Genomic DNA, 23,634 nt, shown 5'->3' with positions numbered 1-23,634 from the left:
TCAGCTCCCCGCCCGCGGCAGGGGCAGCTGGACGACGTCGGCGTCCGGCCGGGAGGTGACCAGGGCGCCACCCGGCTCGGCGCCCGTCTCGGCCGGCCGCGACAGGCCCTCCGGGAACGGGCGGGCGTCCTGGACCGGGTCCAGCACGTCCTTGCCGAAGAGGTCCTCGAGCCAGTTGGTCTGGTAGACGGTGTCGAGGTAGCGCTCGCCCAGGTCGGGCGCGATGGCGACGGCGGTGACGTCGGCGCTCCCGTTTCGGGCCAGCCAGCTCGCCGCCCCGCTGACCACCGTGCCCGTGGAGCCGCCGAACAGGAACCCGCGGCGGGCCAGCTGGTGACAGGCGCGGATCGTGTCCGCCTCCTCGACCATGACCACCTCGTCCACGTAGGACTCGTCGAGCATCTCCGGCCGCTCACCGCTGCCCAGGCCGGGAATAACCCGCCGGCTGGGCGGTCCGCCGAACGAGACGGAACCGACGCTGTCGACGGCGACGATCCGCACCGGCCGGTGCCACGCCTTGAACCAGCGCGCGCAGCCCATCAGGGTGCCGGTGGTGCCCGCACCCAGGAACAACACGTCCAGCTCGGGGAAGGACCGGGCGATGGCCGGCGCCGTCCGGCGGTAGTGCGCTCCCCAGTTGTTCGGGTTGCGGTACTGGTTGAGCCACACGTAGCGGCTGTCGGACGCGCACATCGCACGCACGTAGTTCTTCCGCGCCGCCAGCAGGCCGCCGCCCCCCGGGTCCTCCTCGGTGACGGTGTGCACCTGGGTGCCCAGGGCCTCCATCAGCCGCCGGGTCGACAGGTTGCAGCGCGGGTCGGTCACGCACAGGAACCGGTAGCCGCGGCTGGCCGCGATCATGGCCAGCGCCACGCCGAGGTTGCCCGACGAGGACTCGATCAGCACGGAGTCCGGCTTCAGGACGCCGTCCCGCTCCGCGGCCTCGACCATCTCGGTGGCGGCCTTGAGCTTGATCGAGCCGGCGAAGTTGAAGCCCTCGCACTTGAGGTACAGCGGGGCGTCGACGATCGACCGCAGGTCCACGTACAGGTCGTCTTCGTTGAAGGCCTGCGGGACGGAGATGACGGTCACAACGGTCTCCTCAGGGGTGGCAGCGCACGCGGCTGCTCGTGGGAACCGGGGGAACAGGGTCTGGGGTGGCGCTCGCACTGACACAGAGGGCGGCGCGCGGCGGGTGATACAGCGGGGGGCGGACCGTGCGGTCAGGGGAGGAGGAGACGAGCGGGACCGGCGCGGCAGGCGGGACAGCGACGTCCGAGGGGCATCCGCTCGGGCTGGGTCGGCACCATGGGCTCCCCTGCGCGCTTGACGGACCGGCAGGACCGACGGCACTGCCGGGCGACGTCGAGCCGGTGTGGTGCAGGAAGTCTGTGTTACGCGGAGGTTTCGTCTCCATCGGCCATCCGGTGTAGTCCGGACGGCCCGGGACCAGGGACCCTGCTCAGCACGCGTGTCGCGGGCGTCGACGTGTCGACACCCGCACCGGCCTCCCTGCCCCCGTCAGCTCCGCCGCTAGCGTGGACGGCGATGTCCGAGGCACCCCGCACCCCGTCGCCCCCCGTGACCACCGAGCTGCCCGCGGCCGAGCCCGCCGGCGCGACCCCGTCCGGCGCCGCGCCGTCCGGTGCCGGCGCCACGCCGTCCGGTGCCGGCGCCGCGCCGTCCGGGCCCGTGCCCTCGGGCCCGGTCCCGTCCGGCCCGGTCCCGTCCGGCCCGACGGCGACCGGCCCGATCCCGGTCGGGACGCCGCCCGCGCCGCCGCAGCCGGCCGCTGGTCCCGGCCCGGCGACGGCGGAGGGCGCCCAGCCGACCGGTCCGGTCGCCCGCCGTCCCCGCATCGGCGCCCGGGTCCCGTTCCCGCTGACCCGGATGGGCCCGTGGGCCCCCGTCGCCGGCGCGGTGGTCGGCCTGCTCGCCGGACTGGTCGTCGTGCTGCTGCTCGCCGGGGTCGCCGAGGCCTTCCGGGAGCGCCTGGCGCTGGTCTTCCTCACCGTCGGGCTCGGCATGCTCGGCGCAGCCGGGGCTCTGCTGGCCGACGAGGTCCGGCTGGTGCGCCGCGGTGCCCGGGAGGCGGGCATCCGGCCGGCCTGGGTGGAGGCGACGGCCAACCTCATCAACGGCCTCACCCCGGCCCGGCTGCTGCTGCTGGCCAGCGCGTTCGTCCTCTTCCTGGCCGCCTACGTCAGCAACTGAGCCGCCCCGGTGAGGTGATGGAACGGCCACCCTCCAGGGGCCCTCCGCAGGAGCCTGCGAGGCGTGGGGGGGTGGTCCTTCACCCGTAGGCCTGGACGGCGAGGTGCACCGCCAGGCCGAGCCCGGCGAGGGCGATGAGCCGGCGCAGCAGCAGCTGCGGCGCGCGGCGCACCACCCGCGGGCCGAGGCGCCCGCCGACGAACAGGCCGATCGCCAGCGGTACCGCCGCCGACCACGCGACGGGGGCGAACACGGCGAAGCCGACCGCGGCCGTCAGGTTGGCCAGGCCGAGCACCACGTTGCGCATCGCGTTGCCGACCGCCAGGCCCTCACCGGTCGACAGCAGGAACAGCGCGAGCAGCATCACGCCGGCCGCCGCTCCGAAGTAGCCGCCGTAGACGGCGATCGCGGCGACGGCCAGCGGCAGCCACCACGGGTCGCGGTGCGTCGGGTGCGTGGCGGCCCCTCGGGCGGCCAGCTCCCGCGGCGGCCGCTGCACCAGCAGCGCCACCGCGGCCCCGCCGATCAGCCACGGCACGATGCGCTCGAAGGCGTCCGACGGCGTGAGCAGGAGCAGGGCCGCACCGGCCGCGCCGCCGAGCACCGCACCGCTCGCGAGCCGCAGAAGCCGCCGTCCCTGCCCGCGCAGCTCCGGCCCGGAGGCACTCACCGCGCCCACGCCGTTGAGCACCAGGGCGACGGTGTTGGTGACGTTCGCCGCCACCGGCGGCAGACCGGCCGCGAGCAGCGCGGGGTAGCTCACCAGCGAGGCCAGGCCCGCGATGCTGCCGGTCAGCCCCCCGCCGACGCCGGCCAGCACGAGCAGGGCGAACTCCGCAGGGCTCACCCGCCGTGGCCGTCGCGGTCCGGGGCCGCCCGCAGGTCCGCCGGCACCAGGCGGCCGGCGACGATGTCCCCGGCGACGTCGTCGACCACCCGGCCCGCGGCGATCGCCGAGGCGCGCATCGTGGCGATGGCGTCGGTGGCGTCGAGCCCGAAGGCGATGCCGACCAGCCCCATGGCCTGCCAGACGAGGGCGCGCCGCTGCGCGTCCGGCCCCTCCAGCCAGTTGCTGCCGTCGTCGGGGAACTCCGGCCCGGACACCGTGACCGCCAGCTCCTGCGTGGTCACCCGGGCGACCGCCTGCAGCTCGTCGCGATCGAGGCAGGTCAGCCGCGCGGGGTCGTGCACGTACAGGTCCAGGACCACCAGCGGCCCCATCGGTGGGGGGAGCGGCACCGAGAGCACGCCGCGGTAGGTCGTCTCGTTGAGCAGCGAGGCCCACAGCTCCGGCCAGTTGCGCGCGATGTCCTCGAGGGAGAAGGCGATCACCGTGCCGTTGTCCTGCGCGCGCAGGCAGGGGCCGTCACCGACGGTGAACTGCAGGCGTTCGGCGTGCGCGGTCTGCGGGTCGCTGGCGCCGATCGGCGTCCGGAGCACGCCCACGTGCAGGCTCAGCCCGGCGCCGTCGACACCGAGCGCGGCGGCGGAGGCGCGCGCCAGCCGGCAGGGCAGCAGTTCGGGTCCGTCGAGGGCGGCCGGTGTGGTGGCCAGGGCCTGGTCGAAGCGTTCGGCTGCACTCCCGGTCATGGGTCCAGCTTGCCGCGTGGACCTGCAGGCTCCGACACCGGCCGGTCCCGGAGGGTCACCCGGTGACCAGGACGGCGATCGCGACGCACCCGAGCGCGACGATCGCGCCGCGCAGCACGGCCGAGGGCAGCCGGCGACCGAACCGGGCGCCGACGTACCCGCCCAGCAGCGAGCCGGCCGCGACCAGCCCGGCCGCGCGCCAGTCGACGCGGTCGGTCGCCACGACGACGTAGGCCCCGGCGGCCACCCCGTTGACCGCGAGGGTGAGCACGTTCTTGATCGCGTTGAGCCGCTGCAGGGACTCGCGCAGCAGCAGCCCGAAGACGCCGATCTGCAGCACGCCCTGGCTGGCCGCGAAGTAGCCGCCGTAGCTGCCGGTCGCGTAGGCGCCGGCGAACAGCGCGACCAGCCGGCCGGGGCCGATCCCCGACGGCGGCTCGTCCACGGCCCGCCGGCGCGCCAGGGCCCGCGACACCAGCGGCTGGGCGGCGACGAGGACGACGGCCAGCCCGACGAGCACCGGCACGATCGCCTCGAAGCTGCTCGCCGGGAGGTGCAGCAGCAGGAACGCGCCGGTCAGCGCGCCGAGCACCGAGGCGGGCAGCAGCCGCAGCAGCAGCCAGCGCTGACCGGCCAGCTCGCGCCGGTAACCGAGCGAGCCGGCGAGGTTGCCCGGCACCAGGCCGAGGGAGTTGCTGATCGTCGCGGTCACCGGCGGCAGGCCGACGGCCAGCAGCACCGGGAAGGTCACCAGCGTGCCCGAGCCGACGACGGCGTTGATGGCACCCGCGGCCAGCCCTGCCGCGGCGACCGCCAGCATCTCCAGCAGGGTCATCGGGTCATCGCCCGGAAGCGTGCCACGCCCGCAGGGAACCGGACCCACGGGGCGGGCGGGACGACCGGTCCGCGGAACGTCCCTCCCCGCGCCGGTATCAGGCGGGCACCTCCGGCGCTCCGAGAGGCACACGACCGCAGGCACGCCCCGCCGGGTGCCCGCGTGCCCACCGCCGAGCCTCGACCCCGGCCGATCGGAGGCGACGTCCGTGCGCACCCGGATCATCAGCCTGGCCGTGCTGACCTCCGTCGTCGCCACGGTCCTGTTCGCGGTGCCGCTGGGCGTGGCGTTGCTCCAGTACGCGCTGCAGCACCAGTGGGGGCACCTGGTGCGGGACGCCAGCGACCTGGCGATCACCGTGGCCGGCGACGTGTACCACGACGACCGGATCGACCCGGAGGTCCTCGACGACATCGGGGACGACGGCGAGGCCGTCGCCGCAGCCGTGTTCGACCGGGACGGTCAGCGGCTGGCCGGGGCGGTCCCGGACAGCGACGCGGGCGTCCTGGCCGGGGCCTTCGACGGCGAGGTCTCCACCGCGACCGACGGGGACCTCTGGGTGGTCGCCGTCCCCGTCACCCACTCCGACGAGGTGATCGGCGCGGTGGTGGTGACCCAGTCCCGTGCGGACGTGCTCGGTGCGGTCGGTCTCATGTGGGCGGGGATGGCGGGACTGGCCACCGTCGCGGTGGCGGTCGCCTGGCTGGTCGGGCGCCGGCAGGCCCGCCGGCTGGCGCAGCCCCTGGAGGAACTGGAGGAGAGCGCACGCCGGCTGGGGGAGGGCGACTTCAGCATCCGGACCCGTCGGGGAGGGATCGAGGAGACGGACGCGGTCGGCGCCGCGCTCGAGGCGACCGCGGCCCGCCTGGACGACCTGCTCGCCCGGGAGCGAGCCTTCTCGACCGACGCCTCGCACCAGCTCCGGACGCCGCTGGCCGGGATGCGGCTGCGCCTGGAGGCGGCACTGGAACGGACGGACGTCGACCCCAGGCCGGCCATCGCCGCGAGCCTGGTCGACGCCGACCGCCTGGAGGCGATCATCGACGAGGTCCTGACGCTGGCCCGCGCCGACCAGGGCGCCCGCACCGGTCCGGTCGACCTCGGCACGCTGGTCGGCGAGCTGTCGCCGGAGTGGGACGCCCGGCTGGCACTGCACGGCCGGGACCTCGAGGTCCGGATCGATCCCGGCGCGCCGGAGGCCCGGGCGTCGACCGCGGCGGTCCGCCAGGTGCTCGGCGTGCTCCTCGACAACGCGTGCACCCACGGTCGAGGCGCCGTGACCGTCACCGTCCGGGAGGCCACGGGCGCCGTGGCGGTCGACGTCTCGGACGAGGGCCCGGGCGTCCCGGACGACGGGAGGGCCGTGTTCGGGCCGCGGACCGACCGGCGCGAGGGGCACGGGATCGGACTCGCGCTGGCCCGCAGACTCGCCGAGGCCGGGCAGGGCCGGCTGCAGCTCACCCGTGCGGCGCCACCCGTGTTCACCCTCCTGCTGCCCGCGGTCCCGGTCGAGAACCGGGACGCGCGCGAGGTCGCCGCTGTCGGCCCGGTCAGTTCAGGCTGAGGACGCCGAGACCGGGCACCCGGAGGCCGGACCCGTCCGGCTCGCTCCACACGCACCACGGCGCGAGCCGGGTGGCGGCCGCGGCCCTCGGCTCGGTGGACACGGGCGCGATCCGCCACGTGCTGGTCCGGACGACCGTGCCGGAGCGGCTGTCCGGGACCGGGCCCGACGTCGTCAGGCACCGGGCGGTGATGCACGGGTTCGGCCCGACGGTCGTCAGGGCCGCGCGCAGCCGCTGCAGGACCTGGTCGAGCTGTGCGAGGGAACAGGAGTCGTCCCCCGCGGCGTGGACCTGGAGGGTCAGGAGTTCGGACCCGGCCGGGGCCGAGCTGTGCTCGTCGACCGTCCACCGCAGGGAGACGAAGCAGGACGCCGTCCGGTCCTCCGCCGCGCCGTCCGCTTCCTGGCGCCGGGCGTCGTTGGCCAGCAGCGTCAACAGCGTGGCGTCCCGGGCGATGAGGTTGAAAGCCACGAAGCGAAGGTCCACGGAGCCCCCTCGGTGCCCGCCGTGTCCACGGCGACCCGTCGTCTGCCTCCTCACGGTAGGGCGACGCTGACGAGCAGCAGCGCCGGGAAAGGCAAGAGTCCGGTTAAACCTGCGGCGAGAGCCGACCCGTTCAGTCCCTGCGGCCGGCGTCGACCAGGCGCAGCACCACGGCGCCCTCCTCGTCGGAGGCCTCGAGGTCGACCTCGACGTCGAAGCCCCAGTCGTGGTCGCCGGCCGGGTCGTCCAGGATCTGCCGCACCCGCCAGACCCCGGGCTCGCCCCTGTCCCAGATGAGCAGCGCCGGGCCGCGGGCGTCGGCGCCGGTGCCCAGCTCGGCGTGCTCGGCGAAGTAGGCCTGGACCACCTCGCCCCACCGCTCGGCGTCCCACCCGGAGTCGCGGTCGAGCTCGCCCAGGTCGTACCAGCGGCGGCGGGCGAACAGCTCCACCCGCCGGAACAGCTGGTTGCGCACCATCGCCGTGAAGGCCCGCTCGTTGCCGGTCAGCGGCCGCGGGCGGACCGGGACGGCGACCGGTGCGTCCAGCGGCTGGTCCGGGCTCGTCAGCTGCTCCCACTCGTCGAGCAGCGAGGAGTCCACCTGACGGACCAGCTCGCCGAGCCACTCGACCAGGTCGGTCACCTCGTCGGTGCGGGCGGCCGCGGGGACGCCGGAGCGCAGCGCCTTGTAGGCGTCGGAGAGGTAGCGCAGCACCGCGCCCTCCGCGCGGGTCAGCCCGTAGGTGTTGACCAGCTCGCGGAAGGTGTAGGCGTTCTCCCACACGTCGCGGACGACGGACTTCGGCGACAGGTGCGCATCGGCCGCCCACGGGTTCGACCGGGTGTAGACCTCCAGCGCGTGCTCGAGCAGCTCGGCCAGCGGCTGCGGGTGGGTGATCTCCTCGAGCAGCTCCATGCGCTCCTCGTACTCGATCCCCTCGGCCTTCATCTGGGCCACCGCCTCGCCCTTGGCCTTGTTCAGCTGCGCAGCCAGGATCTGCCGCGGGTCGTCGAGGGTGGCCTCGATGACGCTGACCACGTCGAGGGCGTAGGTGTCGCTGGCCGGGTCGAGCAGCTCGATCGCGGCCAGGGCGAAGGTCGACAGCGGCTGGTTGAGCGCGAAGTCCGGCGGCAGGTCGACGGTCAGCCGGTGGCGGCGTCCGTCCGGCTCCGGCTCGTCGAGCCGCACCAGCACCCCGGCCTGCAGCAGCGAGCGGGCGATGCCGATGGCCTCCCGGATGTGCCGCAGCTGGCGCTTGCGCGACTCGTGGTTCTCCGTGAGCAGCCGGCGCATCGCGGCGACCGGGTCGCCGGGGCGGTCGACGACGTCGAGCACCATCGCCGTCGACACCCGCATGTTGCTGGTCAGCGGCTCGGGCTCGGCCTCGACCAGCCGGCGCATGGTGCCCTCCGACCACGGCACCATGCCCTCGGGCGCCTTCTTGCGCACCAGCTTGCGGCGCTTCTTGGGGTCGTCGGCGACCTTGGCGAACTGTTTGAGGTTCTCCACCTCGTGCTCGGGGGCCTGGACGACGACGGTGCCGGCGGTGTCGTAGCCGGCGCGTCCGGCCCGCCCGGCGATCTGGTGGAACTCGCGGGCGTTGAGCAGCCGGGTCCGCGTGCCGTCGTACTTCGACAGCGCGGAGAAGACCACGGTGCGGATCGGCACGTTGATGCCGACGCCGAGGGTGTCGGTGCCGCAGATGACCTTGAGCAGGCCGGCCTGGGCCAGCTGCTCCACCAGCCGCCGGTACTTGGGCAGCATCCCGGCGTGGTGGACGCCGATGCCGTGGCGCACCAGCCGCGACAGCGTCGTCCCGAAGGAGGTGGTGAACCGGAAGCCGCCGATCATCTCGGCGATCGCGGCCTTCTCCTCCTTGGTGCAGACGTTGACGCTCATCAGTGCCTGCGCCCGCTCCAGCGCCGAGGCCTGGGTGAAGTGGACGACGTAGACCGGCGCCTGCCGGGTGTCGAGCAGCTCCTGGATCGTCTCGTGCATCGGCGTCGTCGCGTAGTAGTGGTGCAGCGGCACGGGGCGCTCGGCGCCGGCGACCAGCGCGGTGGGCCGGCCGGTGCGGCGGGTGAGGTCCTCGCGCAGCCAGCCGGTGTCGCCCAGGGTGGCGCTCATCAGCAGGAACTGCGCCCTCGGCAGCTCGAGCAGCGGCACCTGCCAGGCCCAGCCGCGGTCGGGGTCGCCGTAGAAGTGGAACTCGTCCAACACGACCAGGCCGACGTCGGCCTCCGCGCCCTCGCGCAGGGCGACGTTGGCCAGGACCTCGGCGGTGCAGGCGATGATCGGGGCGTCCCGGTTGACCGCGGCGTCGCCGGTGAGCATGCCGACGTTCTCGGCGCCGAAGACGCCGCACAGCGCGAAGAACTTCTCGCTGACCAGCGCCTTGATCGGCGCGGTGTACCAGCTGCGCCGTCCCCCGGCGAGCGCGGCGTACTGCGCGCCGGTGGCCACCAGCGACTTGCCCGACCCGGTCGGCGTCGCGAGGACGACGTTGGCGCCGCTGACCAGCTCGATCAGCGCCTCCTCCTGGTGCGGGTACAGCACGGTGCCCTGCGCCTGGGCCCAGGCGGCGAACGAGGTGAACAGCTCGTCGGGGTCGGCGCCGCGCGCCCGGAGGGCCGAGAGGTCGGACGGGTCGTCGAGGAGGGGAGGGGCGGTGGCGGTCATCGTGGGGGACAGCGTGCCGGACGCGGCGGAACTTCCCGCGCAGGGCCCGGCGGGCGGTCGCGGGGTCCACCGGTTCGTGACCGGGCCGGTTCGGAGGACTGCGTGCGGGGGTAGCGGGCGGAGGACGCGGCGGTGACCCGGCTCCCGGGCGGCGTGAGAAGAGCGCCGGCGCACCGCCGTCCCGCACGTCCACGGAGCACGTCCACGGAGGTAGTGCCATGTCCGAACCCCGCCCCGAGTCCCAGCCCGCGCAGCAGCAGCAGGTCCCCGGCACGCTCGGGCAGATGGACCCCAAGCCCGACCACGGCGAGGAGAGCTACCGCGGCTCGGGCCGGCTGACCGGCAAGGCGGCGGTGATCACCGGCGGCGACAGCGGCATCGGCCGGGCCGTGGCGATCGCCTTCGCCCGCGAGGGCGCCGACGTCCTGATCTCGTACCTGAACGAGCACGAGGACGCCCAGGACACCGCCAAGTACGTCGAGGAGGCCGGCCGGAAGTGCGTGCTCGTCCCCGGTGACCTCGCCGACCGCGCCCACCAGAAGACGATCATCCCGAAGGCGGTCGAGGAGTTCGGCAAGGTCGACATCCTGGTCAACAACGCGGCCTTCCAGATGAGCCACGACTCGCTCGAGGAGATCTCGGACGAGGAGTGGGACCACACGGTGGCGCTGAACCTGACGGCGATGTTCACGCTGACCAAGGACGCGGTCCCGCACATGCAGCCGGGGGCGTCGATCATCAACTCGTCGTCGGTGAACTCCGACAACCCGAGCCCGAACCTCATCGCCTACGCGATGACCAAGGCCGGGATCGCCAACTTCACCGCCAGCCTCGCGCAGATGCTGGCCGAGAAGGGCATCCGGGCCAACAGCGTGGCCCCGGGCCCGATCTGGACGCCGCTGATCCCGGCGACCATGCCCGAGGAGAAGGTGGAGAGCTTCGGCCAGCAGGTGCCGCTGGGCCGGGCCGGGCAGCCGGCCGAGCTCGCGCCGGTCTACGTGATGCTGGCCAGCGACGAGGCGTCCTACGTCTCGGGCGCGCGGGTCGCGGTCACCGGCGGCAAGCCGATCCTCTGACCGAGGGCCCCGGGCGCGCGGCGCGCCCGGGGCCGGCTCAGCCGACGCTGCCGGCGACGACGGGTTCGCTCCACGGCGTCACCGAGCCGTCGGAGCGCACCCCGCGGGCCTGGTAGCCCAGCGACGCGGCGTCGGCCAGCGCGGCGGTCCGGCCGGGGTCGTCCGCCGGCGCCGTCCCCGGGCCCTGGGCCAGCTGCAGCTCGACGCACCTGCCCGGGAGCTCCTCGACGCGCGGGGACACGCCCTCGGCGGTCACCGCCCGGACCTCCCAGCGCTCGAGGTGCTCCTCACCGGGCGACGGGTCGAAGCACGCCTCCCAGGTGGTCGACCAGCTGCCGGCGGCCGGGTCGACGTCGTCGGTGAGGGTCGCCGACGCCAGGACCGGGGCCGGCCCCGCGAGGGTCCCCCGCATCTCCCCCTCGCTCGCCGGCGAGCAGCCGGTGAGCCCGGCGGCGAGGGTGAGCAGGGCGGCCGCCGGGCCGCGGGAGCGCAGGAGCGCGGTCACCACTCGACCGCGCCGAACACCTCCCCGTTGAGGACGATGGTGTCCGGCGGGACGACGGTGCCGGCGGGCAGGTCGGTGCCGACGACGCCGCTGCGGTCGCCGATCCGGGCGCCGTCGCCGATGGTGCTGCGGAAGACGACGGACCCGTCGCCGAGGCGGACACGGTCGCCGACCACGGTCTGCTCCTCGGGCTGGCCCTCGACGACGACGCGGCCGCCGCCGTGCACGATCGCGCCCTCGCCGTAGCGGACGTCGTCCCCGACGTGGACGTCGGTGTGCTCGAGGGCGTGGAAGACCACGTCGTCGTCCATCTCGTCGACGTGGCCGACGACGAAGGGCTCGCCCTCGTCGGCGCGGATGGCGATCCGCTCGCCGGTGCGCTGCGTGAACCGGTCGTAGGTGTCCGCCAGGTCGACGTCGCCGATGACCCGGTTGCGGGAGTCCGGCCGCGCCTGCTCGTCGCCGGCGAAGCTCGGCAGGTCGGCGTCGGGGTTGAACTCGGTGTGGCCCGGGTCGAGGTTGACCCCGTGCACGGCGCCGGGGTCCTCGCGGTACAGCTCGGTGTACGCGCGGGCCAGCGACTCGTTGACGTGGATGACGGCCTCGTTGAAGGCGACGTCGGCCTGGGTGAGGTATCGGACCTTGCCCAGGGCCGGGTCGCTGGCCTCGGCGTCGGTGGTCACGTTCTTGCCGGGCAGCACGAGGAAGCCGCTGGGCAGCGTGACGCCGGGAGCGACCCGGGCCAGCGCCGAGACGCCGGAGTCGATCTCGACGGTGGCGCCGTCGACCTCGCTGCCGAAGCTCAGGAACACCGAGCCCTCGAGGGTGTCCACCGTGCCCGCGACCTGCGGGGGCAGCGGGCTGGACTCGATGCCGACGCTCGCCGAGCCGCGCACCGAGGACCCGTGGGCCAGGATGACGCGGTCGCCGACCCGGATGCCGCTGCCGCCGCGGGCGTCGAGCAGGACGTTGTCCTGGACGTTGGACGACGCGCCGACGCTGATCGGCGCGTGCCGGGTGGCGTGCAGCTCGGCGAAGGGGCCGACGTAGCCCCGTTGCCCGAGCCCGACGTGCCGCGCCCCGGTGACCGTGACGGTCGGGTCGAGGAAGGTGGCGGTCGCGACGGAGCCGTCCGTCGAGCACACCGGCACGTTCTCGCGGGTCGGGGAGCACCGTCGCTCGTCGGTCTGGGCCAGTGCGGGGGTGAGGGTCCCGACCACCACGGCGGTGGCCGCGGAGCCGGTGAGCAGTGCTCGTCGCATGGGGATCCGTTCATCGGGGAGACGCCCACCCGGCCGGGTGGGGGTGGTGCCTCGGAGGTCAACGGCCGTCGTCGGAGGCGACCTCCTCGTCGGACCGGGCGCCGCGGAGGGCACGGGTGAGCGCGGCGACGGCGTCGGGCCCCACGCGGCAGCACCCGCCGACGAGCCGGGCGCCGGCGTCGACCCAGGCGAGCGCGTCGGCGGGGGAGAGGCCGGCGGTCCCGGTCCAGCGGCGGGCGGCGGCGTCCCACCGCTCCCCGCTGTTCGGGTAGACGACGACGGGCTTGCCCGCGGCCCGAGCAGCGGTCACCGCCGGCAGGACGCCGTCCGGGTCGGTGCAGTTGACGCCGACCGCCACCACCGCGTCGAGCTCGCGTGCCATCGCGTACACCTCCTCGGCCGGCTCGCCGCGACGGGTGCGGACGACGCCGTCGCCGTCCAGCACCGTGGTGAGCGACAGCCAGACCGGCATCCCCAGCATGTCGGCCTCCTCCAGCAGCGCCTCGGCCTCAGCAGCAGCGGGCACCGTCTCGCAGGCCAGCACGTCGGCCCCGGCCTCGGCCAGCCACTGCATGCGCGGCCGGTGCCACTGCCGGAGCCGGTCGACGCCGACCTCGTCGGCGTAGTCCCCCGTGTACTCCGACCCGTCCGCGAGGGCCGCGCCGTAGGGCCCGACCGACCCGGCGATCCACGCCCCCGGGGTCCCCCGCTCGGCGAGGTGGACCGAGCGGACGACGAGCCGCCGGGCCTCCGCCGCGTCCAGCCCGACAGCGGCCAGCCCCTCCACCGACACCTGGTAGCTGGCCGTCGTCGCCACCTGGGCGCCGGCGGCGGCGAAGGCGGCGTGCGCGGCGACGACCGCCTCCGGGTCGTCGTGCAGCAGCCGCGCCGACCACAGCGCCGAGGAGAGGTCGTGCCCCTGCGTCTCCAGCTCCGTGGCCAGGCCGCCGTCGAGGACGACCGGGCCGGCGGCCAGCGCGGTGGCGAGGGGGAAGTCGGGCATGCGGCCGATGGTCCTCCCGGCTCGCCGGGCGCGGGCGGTCGGGCACCCCCAGGATCGGCCCATGGTCTTCATCTGGAGCAGCGGGTGGGACCCGCGCCGGCGGCGGCGCGGACCGGGGTACCGCCACGGCACGCCGTACGGGTACGGCCGCGCGTACGGCTACGGGCCGCGCCGCGGCCACGACCGGGACGGCTCGTGCCTGCGCGACCTGCTGTTCCTCAACACCGGCTGCTGCCTGGCCAACGCGATCGGCTGCGGCATCGACGGCCTGTTCCTCGTGCCGACGACGGTGCGGCACGTGCACGCCGCCGGCACCGGGCGACGCGGGACCCGGGTGCGGGACCGGCTGGTGGCCGCCGTCCGGGTCTACCAGCGCGAGGTCAGCCCCCGGCGTCCGCCGTGCTGCCACTTCGAGCCGACCTGCTCGGCCTACGCCGTCGGGGCGCTGGAGCAGCACGGCGCCGCGCGGGGCAGCTGGCTGATGCTGCGCCGGCTGGTGCGCTGCCGCCCCGGCGCGGCGGGCGGCCCCGACCCGGTGCCCGCCGCCGCCTGAGCCGGGTCACCCTCGTCCCGGCCGCGCCGCCACACTGGGGGACGTGCCCGCTCCCGACGACGCCTCCGGGGACCTCCCGGTCACCGGCTCCCTCGTCGTGCCCGCGGCCGCGCAGCACTGGCGGTTCTCCCGCTCGTCGGGCCCGGGCGGGCAGGGCGTGAACACCGCCGACTCGCGGGTGGAGCTGTCGGTCGCGCCGCTGGAGCTGCCCGGGCTGACCGGCGTCCAGCGGGAGCGGCTGGCCGCACGCCTGGCCGGCCGGCTGGTGGACGGCGTCCTGACCGTGGCCGCCAGCGAGCACCGTCAGCAGCTGCGCAACCGGCAGGCCGCCCGGGAGCGGCTGGCCGCCGTCCTGCGTGCGGCGCTGGCCCCGCCGCCCCCCGCGCGCCGGCGCACGAAGCCCACGCGCGGGTCGCAGGAGCGCCGCATCCAGGCCAAGAAGCAGCGCGGCGAGCTCAAGCGCTCCCGTCGTCGCTGGGACTGACCGGGGGCACAGCCTCAACCGGTGGCCGTGGCCGGGGCGCAGTACTCCTCCGGACGTCCACCCCTGCGTCCTCCTGCAAGCAGGGGTGGAGGTCCGGGGAGGCAGCCGGCGGCCGTGGCTCAGCCGGCGTCCGCGACCTCGGCCCGCCGCCGCTCCAGGAAGGCGCGCTCGGTCGCGTTGCCGGCCAGCCCGAGGGCTGTGTCGTAGGCCGTGGCGGCCTCGGCGGTGCGGCCCAGCCGGCGCAGCAGGTCGGCCCGGACGGCGGGCAGCAGGTGCGAGCGCGGCAGGTCGAGGCCGTCGAGCAGCGCCAGCGCCATCGCCGGACCGTGCACCTCGGCCACCGCGACCGCGCGGTTGAGCGCCACCACCGGGCTCGGCGCCAGGGCCATCAGGTGGTCGTAGAGCGCGAGCACCTGCGCCCAGTCGGTCTCCTCCGCGGACGCGGCGTCGCTGTGCACCGCCTGGATCGCCGCCTGCACCTGGTAGGGCCCGGGAGCGCCGCGGCGCAGGCAGCGGCGCACCAGCTCCTGCCCCTCCGCGATGAGCGCGGCGTCCCACCGGGAGCGGTCCTGCTCCGGCAGCGGCACCAGCGACCCGTCGGGCGCCACCCGGGCCGCCCGGCGCGACTCGCTCAGCAGGACCAGCGCCAGCAGGCCGAGCACCTCGGGCTCGTCGGGCATGAGCTCGGCCAGCTGCCGGGCCAACCGGACCGCCTCCGCGCACAGGTCGGTGCGCACCAGTCCCTCGCCCGCCGACGCCGTGTGCCCCTCCGAGTACACGAGGTAGACGACCGCCAGGACGCCGGACAGCCGGTCGGGCAGGTCGGCCTCGGCCGGCACCCGGTAGGGGATGCGGGCATCGCGGATCTTGTTCTTGGCCCGCACCAGCCGCTGGGCCATCGTCGCCTCGGGGACGAGGAAGGCGTGCGCGATCTCCGCGGTCGACAGCCCGCCCACCAGCCGCAGCGTCAGCGCGACGCGGGCAGCGGGGGCCAGGGCGGGGTGGCAGCAGGTGAACAGCATGCGCAGCCGGTCGTCGCGCACGGCGCCCTCCTCGGGCGGGGGGCCGGGGTCGGCGAGCAGCGCGGCGGCCCGGTACCGGTCGGTGCGGGTGGACTCGCGACGCAGCCGGTCGATGGCCCGGTTGCGGGCGGTGGTGACGATCCACCCGGCGGGGCTGGGCGGCACGCCGTCCACCGGCCAGCGCTGCAGGGCGGTCAGGAAGGCGTCCTGCACCGCCTCCTCGGCGGCGTCGATGTCGCCGAGGAGGCGGGTGAGGACGGCGACCGCGCGCCCGTAGGACTCGCGGAAGACCGCCTCCACGTCAGGCGTGCGGACGTCGGGCACCGGGTCAGACGCCCCCGTTGGCGATCGGGCGGACCTCCACCGGCAGGGTCGTCGCCCGGGCGACCTCGCGGCCCCAGGCCAGCGCGGCGTCGAGGTCCTCGGCCTCCACGATGGTGAAGCCACCGACGTGCTCCTTGGCCTCCACGTAGGGGCCGTCGGTGACCAGGACGTCCTCGCCCGCGGGCCGCACCACGGTGGCGGTCTCCGCGGGGTGCAGGCCGGCGGAGAAGACCCAGGCGCCGGCGGCACGCATCCGCTCGGTCACCGCGGCGACGTCGCGCATGATCGGGTCGAGGACCTCCGGCGCGGGCATCGGGCCGTCGGGCTGGATCAGGCTGAGCAGGTACTGCGGCACGGGGATCTCCTCGGGTCCGGCGGCCGGCACGGTACCGGCCGCTCACCCCCTGTACGAACGACCCCGCGTCAGATCGACGACCCCGGGAGGAATTCCTCCGCGGATCCTGAGGCGACCCGGTCACGGGTGCGGGAGCCGCCGCAGCTGCCGTGGTCAGGCGAGGCGGAGGAGGTCTCACGGCATCGCCGGGGGTGCGCGACGAGTCGCTCGAGGATCCGCTCGAGCCGCGTCGCACGGCCGTGCACCGCGGCGTCCGGTGTCCGACTGGCGCGACGCTGATCCTGCGGAACGGTCCGCCGCCCCACTGAGCCGGAACCGGCAGTTCACGGCCCTGAACAGGTCACCGCGACTCGGTAACGTGCAGCGCGTGCCCATCAGACTCGAGAACGTCGGCATCGCCGTCCGCGACCTCGAAGCGACGATCGCCTTCTTCACCGACCTCGGGCTGACCGTCCTCGGCCGTGACACGGTCAGTGGAGAGTGGGCCGACACCGCCGTCGGCCTCGACGGCAACCATGCCACCATCGCCATGCTCCAGACGCCGGACGGCAACGGTCGCCTCGAGCTCTTCGAGTACATCCACCCCGACGCGATCGAGACGGAGCCCACCCGGCCCAACGAGATCGGCATGCACCGCGTCGCCTTCTCGGTCGACGACATCGACGAGGCGCTCGAGATCGCCGCGAGGCACGGCTGCCACCCACTGCGCGGCGTGGCGACCTACGGGGACGCCTACAAGCTCACCTATGTGCGCGGCCCCAGCGGCATCATCGTGATGCTCGCCCAGGCGCTGAACGAGAGCTGACCGCGGGTCGATCCGGCAGAGAACACGGTGATGCCCGGACAGTCGGTCACCGTGCCTGCCCGACTCCTGGACCACCGTGCGGGACCGCATTCCTCCGGAAGGGGCACATCATGAGATCGACCATCCTCTGGTCCCTGGTCGTCGGTGCTCTCGTGGCACTCATCCTGGTCCTCACGGCCGTCATCATGTCGGCGTCAGGCTTCCGGCTCGACGTGGAGCGCTGGGTGCTCATCGGCGCTTTCCTGGTCGTCATCGCCATGGCGGCTGCAGCGATGGTCTCTGCGCTCAACGCGCTCAAGGACGTCCGCGAGCAGTCGCCTCGGGACGACACCGGGAACGGGGCCGGGAACGTCAGCGGGGACACCAGGTCCGGCAACCGCTCGTAGCCGGCGCCGCAGGCGGCGTCTCGGCGAGCTCGTCGAAGACCACCGCATCGTCGATGCGGGGTCCGCGACAGCCCAGCGGACGGCCGTCGACGTGCGGCACCGACCGGGACGTCGCGGGCAGGCCGTGTCAGGTGGCAGTGGGGGAGGGCCCCTCACCCTCCCCGCCGGGCAGCGGTCAGTCCCGCGGCGGGCGCACCAGCAGCCAGAGCGGCAGCGTGCCGTCGGAGCTGTCCATCGCCTGGTCGACGTCGAAGCCGAGCCGCCGCAGGAACCGGACGGCGGCCCAGGTCGAGACTACGGCGGCTGCGGGCAGGCCGTCCTCGTCGCAGCGCTCGAGCGCCGGCTGCAGCAGCGCCGTCCCGTAGCCGTGCCGTCGGCTGCTGGGCCGGGTGCCCAGGTGGGCCAGCCACCAGTGCGGTCCGGCCGGGCGGGCGGCGTCGACCAGCTCGCGGGTCCGGCGGACGGCGTCCCATCGGGAGCCGTGCACGTGCGGCAGCTCGGTGGCCAGCGCGGCACGGACGTCGTCGGGCAGCGGCCGGGTGCCCGGCGCGCCCTCGGGGGCGTGCCACGCGGCGACGGCGGTGACGTCCTCGGTGACCCAGCCGGTGCCGGTGGAGACCGCGCGGTGCCCGGCGTCGAGCTCGGCGAGCCGGGTCAGCCGCTGCACCCGGCCGTCCTCCGGCAGCGCCCAGCGGGTCCAGCGCGACGTGGCCTGCACGAGGGTGAGGGTGGCGGCGATCCGGGGCACGTCGCGCTGCTCGGCGGGGCGGACCGACGGGGCGCCGAGGTGCACGGTGATCACGCGGTCGGCCACCCGGCCAGCGTAGGGGTGGCCTAACAGTCGCCGCCGGGACGGCGTGAGGTCGACGGAACGCAGGCTTGACGCCGATGCCGTCGCCGGGAAACCGGCACCGGCGAACCTCGTCGACGTGACCGCGACCGCCCTGCCCGGAGTGCTCGCCGGGGCCGGCCCGCGCACCCGGACGACGCAGACCCACTGCCCCTACTGCTCCCTGCAGTGCGGGGTCACGATGACCGCCGGCGACCGCCCGGCGACGCTGCAGCCGGCCGACTTCCCGACCAACCGCGGCGGCCTGTGCTCCAAGGGCTGGTCGGCACCGGAGCTGCTCGACCACCCCGAGCGGCTGACCCGCCCGCTGGTGCGCGCCGTCCCGGGCGACCGCGGCAGCCCGCTGGTCGAGAGCACGTGGGACGAGGCGCTGGACCGGGTCGTCGCCGCGATCGAGCGGACCCAGGACGCGCACGGCCGCGACGCCGTCGGCTGCTTCGGCGGCGGCGGGCTGACCAACGAGCAGGCCTACCAGTTCGGCAAGTTCGCCCGGGTCGCGCTGCGGACGAGCGCCATCGACTACAACGGCCGGTTCTGCATGTCCTCGGCCGCGGGCGCGGCCAACCGCGCCTTCGGCCTCGACCGCGGCATGCCCTTCCCGCTGTCCGACATCGCCGCGGCCGACGTCGTCGTCCTGGTGGGGTCCAACCCGGCCGACACCATGCCCCCGGCGATGCAGTGGTTCGACGAGGGCCGGGCCCGCGGCGCGCAGCACGTCGTGGTGGACCCCCGCCGGACGGCGACCGCCCGCAACGCCGCCCTGCACCTGCAGCCGCTGCCGGGCACCGACCTGGCCCTGGCCAACGGGCTGCTGCACATCGCGATCGCCGAGGGCCTGGTCGACGAGGCGTACGTCGCGGCGCGCACCACCGGTTTCGACCAGGTCCGGGAGGGGGTCGGGGCCTACTGGCCGGACCGGGTGGAGCGGCTGACCGGCGTCCCCGTCGCCGACCAGCGCCGCACCGTCTTCGCCCTCGCCCGCGCCGAGCGGGCGATCGTGCTCACCGCCCGCGGCGCCGAGCAGCACCGCAGCGGCACCGACACCGCCCAGGCCTGGATCAACCTGGCGCTGGCCCTCGGCCTGCCCGGCCGCGAGGGCAGCGGCTGGGCCACGGTCACCGGCCAGGGCAACGGGCAGGGCGGCCGCGAGCACGGGCAGAAGGCCGACCAGCTGCCCGGCTACCGCCGGCTCGCCGACCCGGCCGCCCGCGCGCACGTCGCCGCGGTCTGGGGCGTCGACCCCGACGACCTGCCGCAGCCGGGGCCGTCGGCCTTCGAGCTGCTCGACGCCCTCGGCACCGACGGCGGCGTGCGGACCCTGCTGGTGCTCGCCTCCAACGTCGCGGTCTCCGCCCCGGACGCCCGCCGGGTGATCAGCCGCCTGGCCGACCTGGACTTCCTCGCGGTCAGCGACTTCTTCCTCTCCGAGACCGCCGAGCTCGCCGACGTGGTCCTGCCCAGCGCCATGTGGGCCGAGGAGGACGGCACGATGACCAACGTCGAGGGGCGGGTCCTCCGCCGCCGGCGCGCGCTGGACCCGCCCGACGGCGTCCGCGACGACCTGCAGCTGCTCGCCGAGCTGGCCGAGCGCCTGGGGGCGCCGGGGTTCAGCGGGGACGCCGAGACGGTCTTCGCCGAGCTCGGCCGGGCCAGCGCCGGGGGAGCGGCCGACTACTCCGGCATCACCTACCGGCGCATCGACGAGGAGCAGGGGGTCTTCTGGCCCTGCCCCGCGCCGGAGCACCCCGGCACCCCGCGGCTGTTCCTCGACCGCTTCGCCACCCCGGACGGGCGGGCCCGCTTCCTGCGCGTCGAGCACGTCGAGGCGCACGAGCGGCCCGACGCGCAGTACCCCTACGTGCTCACCACCGGCCGGGTGCTGGCGCAGTACCAGTCGGGCACCCAGACCCGGCGGACCAGGAGCCTGCAGCTGGTCGCGCCGCTGCCGCGGGCCGAGCTGCACCCCGACCTCGCGCGGCGTCTCGGCATCGGCCCGGACGACGTCGTCGAGCTGGCCACCCGTCGCGGCCGGGCCCGCTTCTCGGCGCACCTAACCGACGACGTCCGTCCCGACGTCGTCTTCGCGCCCTTCCACTGGGGCGGCGGCTCGTCGGCCAACGCGCTGACCGACCCGGCGCTGGACCCCACGTCGGGGATGCCGGCCTTCAAGGTCTGCGCGGTCGCCGTCACCCGCGTCGCCGGCCCGGTCGAGCGGCTGCCCGCACCCGACGCCGCCGGCCAGCCCGAGCCCCGTCCCCACGAACAGCCCGCGGCGCGCACCCCGCTCCCGCCGTCCCGCCCCGTCCCGAGGAGGACCCCCCGCGTGAAGAGCACCCCACGGTTCCTGCAAGGCGTGTACCCGATCACGGGCGAGGGCCTGGACAAGCCCGGCCCCGTCGACCCGGCGCTGCGCTACACGGTGCCCTCGGGCGCCACCGCGCAGGCGCTCTACTTCCGCGGCGGCAACTCCACCGACCACCTGGTGTACGTGCTGCTGGTCCGCGACGGGGTGCCGGTCCGCTGGTTCCCGATCGGCGCCAAGGGTGACGTGCACGTCCCGCTGCGGGTCGTCGAGGACCTGCCCGGTGGCACGGTCGTCGAGCTGCAGGCGGCCGCGCCCATCGGCGTCACCGGTGAGCTGGTCGTCGACCTCGGGCTGGTGGAGGTCTGATGACCGTCCTGGGTGGCCGGCCGACCGGCCTGACGTCCCTCTCGCTCGACGACGAGCTCGACCCCCGCGCCCGGCTGGTCGTGGTGGGCAACGGCATGGCCGGGGCCCGGCTGGTCGAGGAGGTGCTCGAGCGCGGCGGCGGCGACCAGTTCCGCATCACCGTCCTCGGCGACGAGCCGCACGGCAACTACAACCGGATCATGCTCTCGCCGGTGCTGGCCGGGGAGTCGCACGAGGACGACATCGTCCTCAACAGCCACGACTGGTACGCCGACAACGGCGTGCACCTGCGCGCCGGGATCCGGGTCGAGCGCATCGACACCGCCGCCAAGACCGTCCTCGGCGCCGACGGCTCGGTCACCCCCTACGACCACCTGGTGCTGGCCACCGGCAGCTACTCGTTCATCCCGCCGATGACCGGCGTCCGCCGCGAGGACGGCAGCCTGCTGCCCGGCGTCTTCGGGTTCCGCACCATCGACGAGACCCGCGCCCTGCTGGAGGCCACCGGCCGCTGCCGGAGGGCCGTCGTCATGGGCGGCGGGCTGCTCGGACTCGAGGCCGCCCGCGCGCTGCAGGGCCACGGCCTCCAGGTCGAGCTGGTGCACGCCATGCCGTGGCTGATGAACGCCCAGCTCGACGCCGAGGCCGGTGCCATCCTCAGGAGGAGCGTCGAGTCGCTGGGGATCGACGTCCACCTCGACGTCCTGGCCACCGAGGTGCTCGGTGCCGAGCACGTCGAAGGTGTCGTGCTCAAGGACGGACGGCGGCTGGACTGCGACCTGCTCGTCGTCGCCGCCGGCGTCCGGCCGCACAGCGACGTCGCGCTGCGCTCCGGGTTGGAGGTCGAGCGCGGCATCGTGGTCGACGACCAGCTGCGCACCGACGACCCCGACGTCTACGCCATCGGCGAGTGCGCGCAGCACCGCGGCTCGGTGTACGGCCTGGTGCAACCGGCGTGGGAGCACGCCAGGGTGCTGGCCGACGTCCTCACGGGCACCGATCCCGGGGCGGAGTACCACGGCAGCCGGACGGCGACCAAGCTCAAGGTGGCCGGCGTCGACGTCGCCACCATGGGGGTCAACACCCCCGAGAGGGAGGACGACGAGTTCCTCGTCATCTCCGAGCCCAAGCGCGGGGTGCACCTGTCGGTGGTGATCCGCGACGACCGGCTGATCGGCGCCACGCTGCTCGGCGACACCCGCAAGGTCGCCTACCTGACCCAGGCCTTCGACCGCGGCGTGCCGCTGCCGGAGGAGCGGATCCGGCTGCTGGTCGACCTCTCCGACGGCGCCGCGGAGGTCGGCGTCGCCGAGATGCCGGCCGACTCGCAGGTGTGCAACTGCAACGGGGTCTCGAAGGGCGACATCTGCGGTGCCGTCGCCGGCGGCTGCGGCAGCGTCGGCGCGGTCATGGACGCCACCCGTGCCGGCAAGGGCTGCGGCTCGTGCAGGTCCCTCGTCAAGCAGATCGTCGAGTGGGCCGCCGACGGCGACCTCGCCGAGGACCCGGCTGCCTCGTACTACGTGCCGGGCATCCCGATGGCCAAGCCCGAGCTGGTGGCCGCCATCCGCGAGCAGGACCTGCGCAGCGTGTCGGCGGTGTTCGCCGCGCTCGCCCCCGGCGGCAAGGAGGACGCGAGGTCCAAGATGGGTCTGACCTCGCTGCTCAAGATGGTCTGGGGCGTGGACTTCGTCCCCGAGAAGGACGGCGAGTTCATCAACGACCGGGTGCACGCCAACATCCAGCGCGACGGCACCTTCTCCGTCGTCCCGCAGATGAAGGGCGGGGTGACCACGCCGGCCCAGCTGCGCCGGATCGCCGAGGTGGCCGAGAAGTACGAGGTCCCGATGGTCAAGGTGACCGGCGGGCAGCGCATCGACCTGCTGGGGGTGCGCAAGGAGGACCTGCCGGCGGTGTGGGACGACCTGGGCATGCCCTCGGGGTACGCCTACGGCAAGAGCTTCCGCACCGTGAAGACCTGCGTGGGCAGCGACTTCTGCCGCTTCGGCCTGGGCGACTCCACCCAGCTCGGCATCGACCTGGAGACCCGGTTCCAGGGCATCGAGAGCCCGGCGAAGATGAAGCTCGCCGTGGTCGGCTGCCCCCGCAACTGCGCCGAGGCCTACGTCAAGGACGTCGGCGTCGTGGCCGTCGGCAACGGGAGGTGGGAGGTCTACGTCGGCGGCGCCGCCGGGGCCACCGTCCGCAAGGGCGACCTGCTGGCCACCGTCGACTCGCCGCAGGAGGTGCTCCGGCTCACCGGCCGGTTCCTGCAGTACTACCGGGAGAACGCCAACTGGCTGGAGCGCACCTACGACTTCGTGCCGCGGATCGGCCTGGAGCGGATCCGGTCGGTGCTGCTCGAGGACAGCGAGGGGATCGTGGCCGACCTGGACGCGAACATGCAGAAGTCGGTCGACGCCTACGCCGACCCGTGGGGGCAGGACGGGAAGGAGCCGGCGACACCCGGCCAGTTCCGCACCTCGCTGCCGCTGGTCGCGCTGCCGGCGGTGCCGGTCCGATGAGCGCTGCGACAGGGGTGAGGCACCTCGAGGCCGCCCGGCCCACCACCCCGGGCACCGAGCCCGGCAGCCCCGCGACCGACGTGCGCGGCCCGGGCCCCGCGGCACCGCCGCGCGGTACGACGTACGCCGTCGGGCGGGTCGAGGAGGTGCCGCCGGGGGAGGGGCGGGCGTTCGTGGCCGGGGGCGTGCAGGTCGCCGTCTTCCGGCTGCGGGACGGCTCGCTGCACGCCACCCAGGCCGCCTGCCCGCACGCCGGGGGCCCGCTCGCCGACGGGCAGACCGACGTCGACGTGCTGGTCTGCCCGCTGCACCTCTACGCCTACCGGTGGACCGACGGCGCCTCGACGTCCGGGGCCGCGCCCATCCGCGTGTACCCGGTGCACGAGTCCGGCGGCGAGATCGTCGTCGAGGTGTGAGGAGGGACCCCTCTCCGGCCGTGGTCATGG

The 23,634-nt window shown here is 75.0% G+C and carries 22 protein-coding genes; 10 read left to right on the top strand and 12 right to left on the bottom strand.

Features of this window, described 5'->3' with window-relative positions; translation table 11 throughout:
- The gene (gene sbnA, locus BLS21_RS10950; protein ID WP_091217781.1) at nucleotides 1-1,092 is read right to left on the bottom strand and encodes a 2,3-diaminopropionate biosynthesis protein SbnA; all 1,092 of its coding nucleotides are present in this window, start codon (nucleotides 1,090-1,092) and stop codon (nucleotides 1-3) included.
- A gap of 456 nt (nucleotides 1,093-1,548) precedes the next feature.
- Between sbnA and BLS21_RS10945 the strand changes: the two genes are divergently transcribed.
- On the top strand, nucleotides 1,549-2,214 hold the full coding sequence (locus tag BLS21_RS10945; RefSeq protein WP_245700295.1) for a hypothetical protein: 666 nt from the start codon (nucleotides 1,549-1,551) through the stop codon (nucleotides 2,212-2,214).
- Nucleotides 2,215-2,293: 79 nt separating this feature from the next.
- Here BLS21_RS10945 and BLS21_RS10940 read toward each other — a convergent pair whose 3' ends face one another.
- The 3 genes from BLS21_RS10940 to BLS21_RS10930 are packed head-to-tail and all read right to left on the bottom strand — an operon-like array spanning nucleotide 2,294 to nucleotide 4,639.
- Entirely contained in the window at nucleotides 2,294-3,061 is a 768-nt protein-coding gene (locus BLS21_RS10940; protein ID WP_091217779.1) for a sulfite exporter TauE/SafE family protein, read from the bottom strand.
- Nucleotides 3,058-3,804 (bottom strand): hypothetical protein, encoded by a 747-nt coding sequence (locus BLS21_RS10935; RefSeq protein WP_091217777.1) that lies wholly within the window; start codon nucleotides 3,802-3,804, stop codon nucleotides 3,058-3,060. The genes BLS21_RS10940 and BLS21_RS10935 overlap by 4 nt, the downstream gene beginning before the upstream one ends.
- A 55-nt stretch (nucleotides 3,805-3,859) precedes the next feature.
- On the bottom strand, nucleotides 3,860-4,639 hold the full coding sequence (locus tag BLS21_RS10930; protein ID WP_091217775.1) for a sulfite exporter TauE/SafE family protein: 780 nt from the start codon (nucleotides 4,637-4,639) through the stop codon (nucleotides 3,860-3,862).
- Nucleotides 4,640-4,847: 208 nt separating this feature from the next.
- Between BLS21_RS10930 and BLS21_RS10925 the strand changes: the two genes are divergently transcribed.
- The gene (locus tag BLS21_RS10925) at nucleotides 4,848-6,203 is read left to right on the top strand and encodes a sensor histidine kinase (RefSeq protein WP_091217772.1); all 1,356 of its coding nucleotides are present in this window, start codon (nucleotides 4,848-4,850) and stop codon (nucleotides 6,201-6,203) included.
- Here BLS21_RS10925 and BLS21_RS10920 read toward each other — a convergent pair.
- Together BLS21_RS10920 and BLS21_RS10915 are read right to left on the bottom strand one after the other, a co-directional pair.
- Entirely contained in the window at nucleotides 6,190-6,675 is a 486-nt protein-coding gene (locus BLS21_RS10920; protein WP_217636089.1) for a hypothetical protein, read from the bottom strand. The genes BLS21_RS10925 and BLS21_RS10920 overlap by 14 nt on opposite strands.
- A 145-nt stretch (nucleotides 6,676-6,820) precedes the next feature.
- Entirely contained in the window at nucleotides 6,821-9,367 is a 2,547-nt protein-coding gene (locus tag BLS21_RS10915) for a DEAD/DEAH box helicase (RefSeq protein WP_091217768.1), read from the bottom strand.
- Nucleotides 9,368-9,585: 218 nt separating this feature from the next.
- On the opposite strand from BLS21_RS10915, the gene BLS21_RS10910 reads away from it, so the two are divergent.
- Nucleotides 9,586-10,443 (top strand): glucose 1-dehydrogenase, encoded by an 858-nt coding sequence (locus BLS21_RS10910; RefSeq protein WP_091217766.1) that lies wholly within the window; start codon nucleotides 9,586-9,588, stop codon nucleotides 10,441-10,443.
- 37 nt (nucleotides 10,444-10,480) lie between these two features.
- Here the strand turns inward: BLS21_RS10910 and BLS21_RS10905 are convergent, their stop codons facing one another.
- Genes BLS21_RS10905 through mmuM form a run of 3 tightly spaced genes read right to left on the bottom strand, consistent with a single transcriptional unit; the run spans nucleotide 10,481 to nucleotide 13,213 of the window.
- A complete protein-coding gene (locus BLS21_RS10905; protein WP_139177080.1) occupies nucleotides 10,481-10,948 on the bottom strand; it encodes a hypothetical protein in 468 nt (155 codons plus the stop codon).
- Complete coding sequence (locus tag BLS21_RS10900; protein WP_091217761.1) at nucleotides 10,945-12,210, bottom strand: LbetaH domain-containing protein; 1,266 nt, start codon at nucleotides 12,208-12,210, stop codon at nucleotides 10,945-10,947. The genes BLS21_RS10905 and BLS21_RS10900 overlap by 4 nt, the downstream gene beginning before the upstream one ends.
- Before the next feature lie 58 nt (nucleotides 12,211-12,268).
- Nucleotides 12,269-13,213, bottom strand: coding sequence for a homocysteine S-methyltransferase (gene mmuM / locus BLS21_RS10895; protein WP_091217758.1), 945 nt, complete (start codon nucleotides 13,211-13,213; stop codon nucleotides 12,269-12,271).
- A gap of 61 nt (nucleotides 13,214-13,274) precedes the next feature.
- Here mmuM and yidD point away from each other — a divergent pair, with 61 nt between their 5' ends.
- Both yidD and arfB read left to right on the top strand, forming a co-directional pair.
- Nucleotides 13,275-13,766, top strand: a complete 492-nt coding sequence (yidD, locus tag BLS21_RS25865) for a membrane protein insertion efficiency factor YidD (protein ID WP_245700293.1) — start codon at nucleotides 13,275-13,277, stop codon at nucleotides 13,764-13,766.
- Between the two features lie 43 nt (nucleotides 13,767-13,809).
- On the top strand, nucleotides 13,810-14,250 hold the full coding sequence (gene arfB, locus BLS21_RS10885; protein WP_091217756.1) for an alternative ribosome rescue aminoacyl-tRNA hydrolase ArfB: 441 nt from the start codon (nucleotides 13,810-13,812) through the stop codon (nucleotides 14,248-14,250).
- 119 nt (nucleotides 14,251-14,369) lie between these two features.
- On the opposite strand, the gene BLS21_RS10880 is transcribed toward arfB, so the two are convergent.
- Together BLS21_RS10880 and BLS21_RS10875 are read right to left on the bottom strand one after the other, a co-directional pair.
- Nucleotides 14,370-15,596 carry an RNA polymerase sigma factor gene (locus BLS21_RS10880; protein ID WP_091217753.1) on the bottom strand — a complete coding sequence of 409 codons (1,227 nt, stop codon included), beginning with the start codon at nucleotides 15,594-15,596 and terminating at the stop codon, nucleotides 14,370-14,372.
- A gap of 4 nt (nucleotides 15,597-15,600) precedes the next feature.
- Entirely contained in the window at nucleotides 15,601-15,951 is a 351-nt protein-coding gene (locus BLS21_RS10875) for a YciI family protein (protein WP_091217751.1), read from the bottom strand.
- A 367-nt stretch (nucleotides 15,952-16,318) separates the two neighbouring features.
- Here BLS21_RS10875 and BLS21_RS10870 point away from each other — a divergent pair, with 367 nt between their 5' ends.
- Together BLS21_RS10870 and BLS21_RS10865 are read left to right on the top strand one after the other, a co-directional pair.
- Nucleotides 16,319-16,756, top strand: a complete 438-nt coding sequence (locus BLS21_RS10870; RefSeq protein ID WP_091218407.1) for a VOC family protein — start codon at nucleotides 16,319-16,321, stop codon at nucleotides 16,754-16,756.
- Nucleotides 16,757-16,866: 110 nt separating this feature from the next.
- Nucleotides 16,867-17,142, top strand: coding sequence for a hypothetical protein (locus tag BLS21_RS10865; protein ID WP_091217749.1), 276 nt, complete (start codon nucleotides 16,867-16,869; stop codon nucleotides 17,140-17,142).
- 175 nt (nucleotides 17,143-17,317) lie between these two features.
- Here BLS21_RS10865 and BLS21_RS10860 read toward each other — a convergent pair whose 3' ends face one another.
- Nucleotides 17,318-17,956 carry a GNAT family N-acetyltransferase gene (locus tag BLS21_RS10860; RefSeq protein ID WP_245700292.1) on the bottom strand — a complete coding sequence of 213 codons (639 nt, stop codon included), beginning with the start codon at nucleotides 17,954-17,956 and terminating at the stop codon, nucleotides 17,318-17,320.
- A 115-nt stretch (nucleotides 17,957-18,071) separates the two neighbouring features.
- On the opposite strand from BLS21_RS10860, the gene BLS21_RS10855 reads away from it, so the two are divergent.
- The 3 genes from BLS21_RS10855 to BLS21_RS10845 are packed head-to-tail and all read left to right on the top strand — an operon-like array spanning nucleotide 18,072 to nucleotide 23,604.
- Nucleotides 18,072-20,663 (top strand): molybdopterin oxidoreductase family protein, encoded by a 2,592-nt coding sequence (locus BLS21_RS10855; protein ID WP_091217744.1) that lies wholly within the window; start codon nucleotides 18,072-18,074, stop codon nucleotides 20,661-20,663.
- Complete coding sequence (nirB, locus tag BLS21_RS10850) at nucleotides 20,663-23,188, top strand: nitrite reductase large subunit NirB (protein ID WP_091217741.1); 2,526 nt, start codon at nucleotides 20,663-20,665, stop codon at nucleotides 23,186-23,188. The genes BLS21_RS10855 and nirB overlap by 1 nt, the downstream gene beginning before the upstream one ends.
- On the top strand, nucleotides 23,185-23,604 hold the full coding sequence (locus tag BLS21_RS10845; protein ID WP_091217738.1) for a Rieske (2Fe-2S) protein: 420 nt from the start codon (nucleotides 23,185-23,187) through the stop codon (nucleotides 23,602-23,604). Before nirB ends, BLS21_RS10845 begins: the two co-directional genes overlap by 4 nt.
- Nucleotides 23,605-23,634: the final 30 nt, after the last annotated feature.

The organism is Geodermatophilus siccatus (genome assembly GCF_900103785.1).
GTDB lineage: Bacteria > Actinomycetota > Actinomycetes > Mycobacteriales > Geodermatophilaceae > Geodermatophilus > Geodermatophilus siccatus.
Note: the sequence above shows the minus strand (reverse complement) of the source record. Positions and strands in the feature narration are given on the sequence as shown.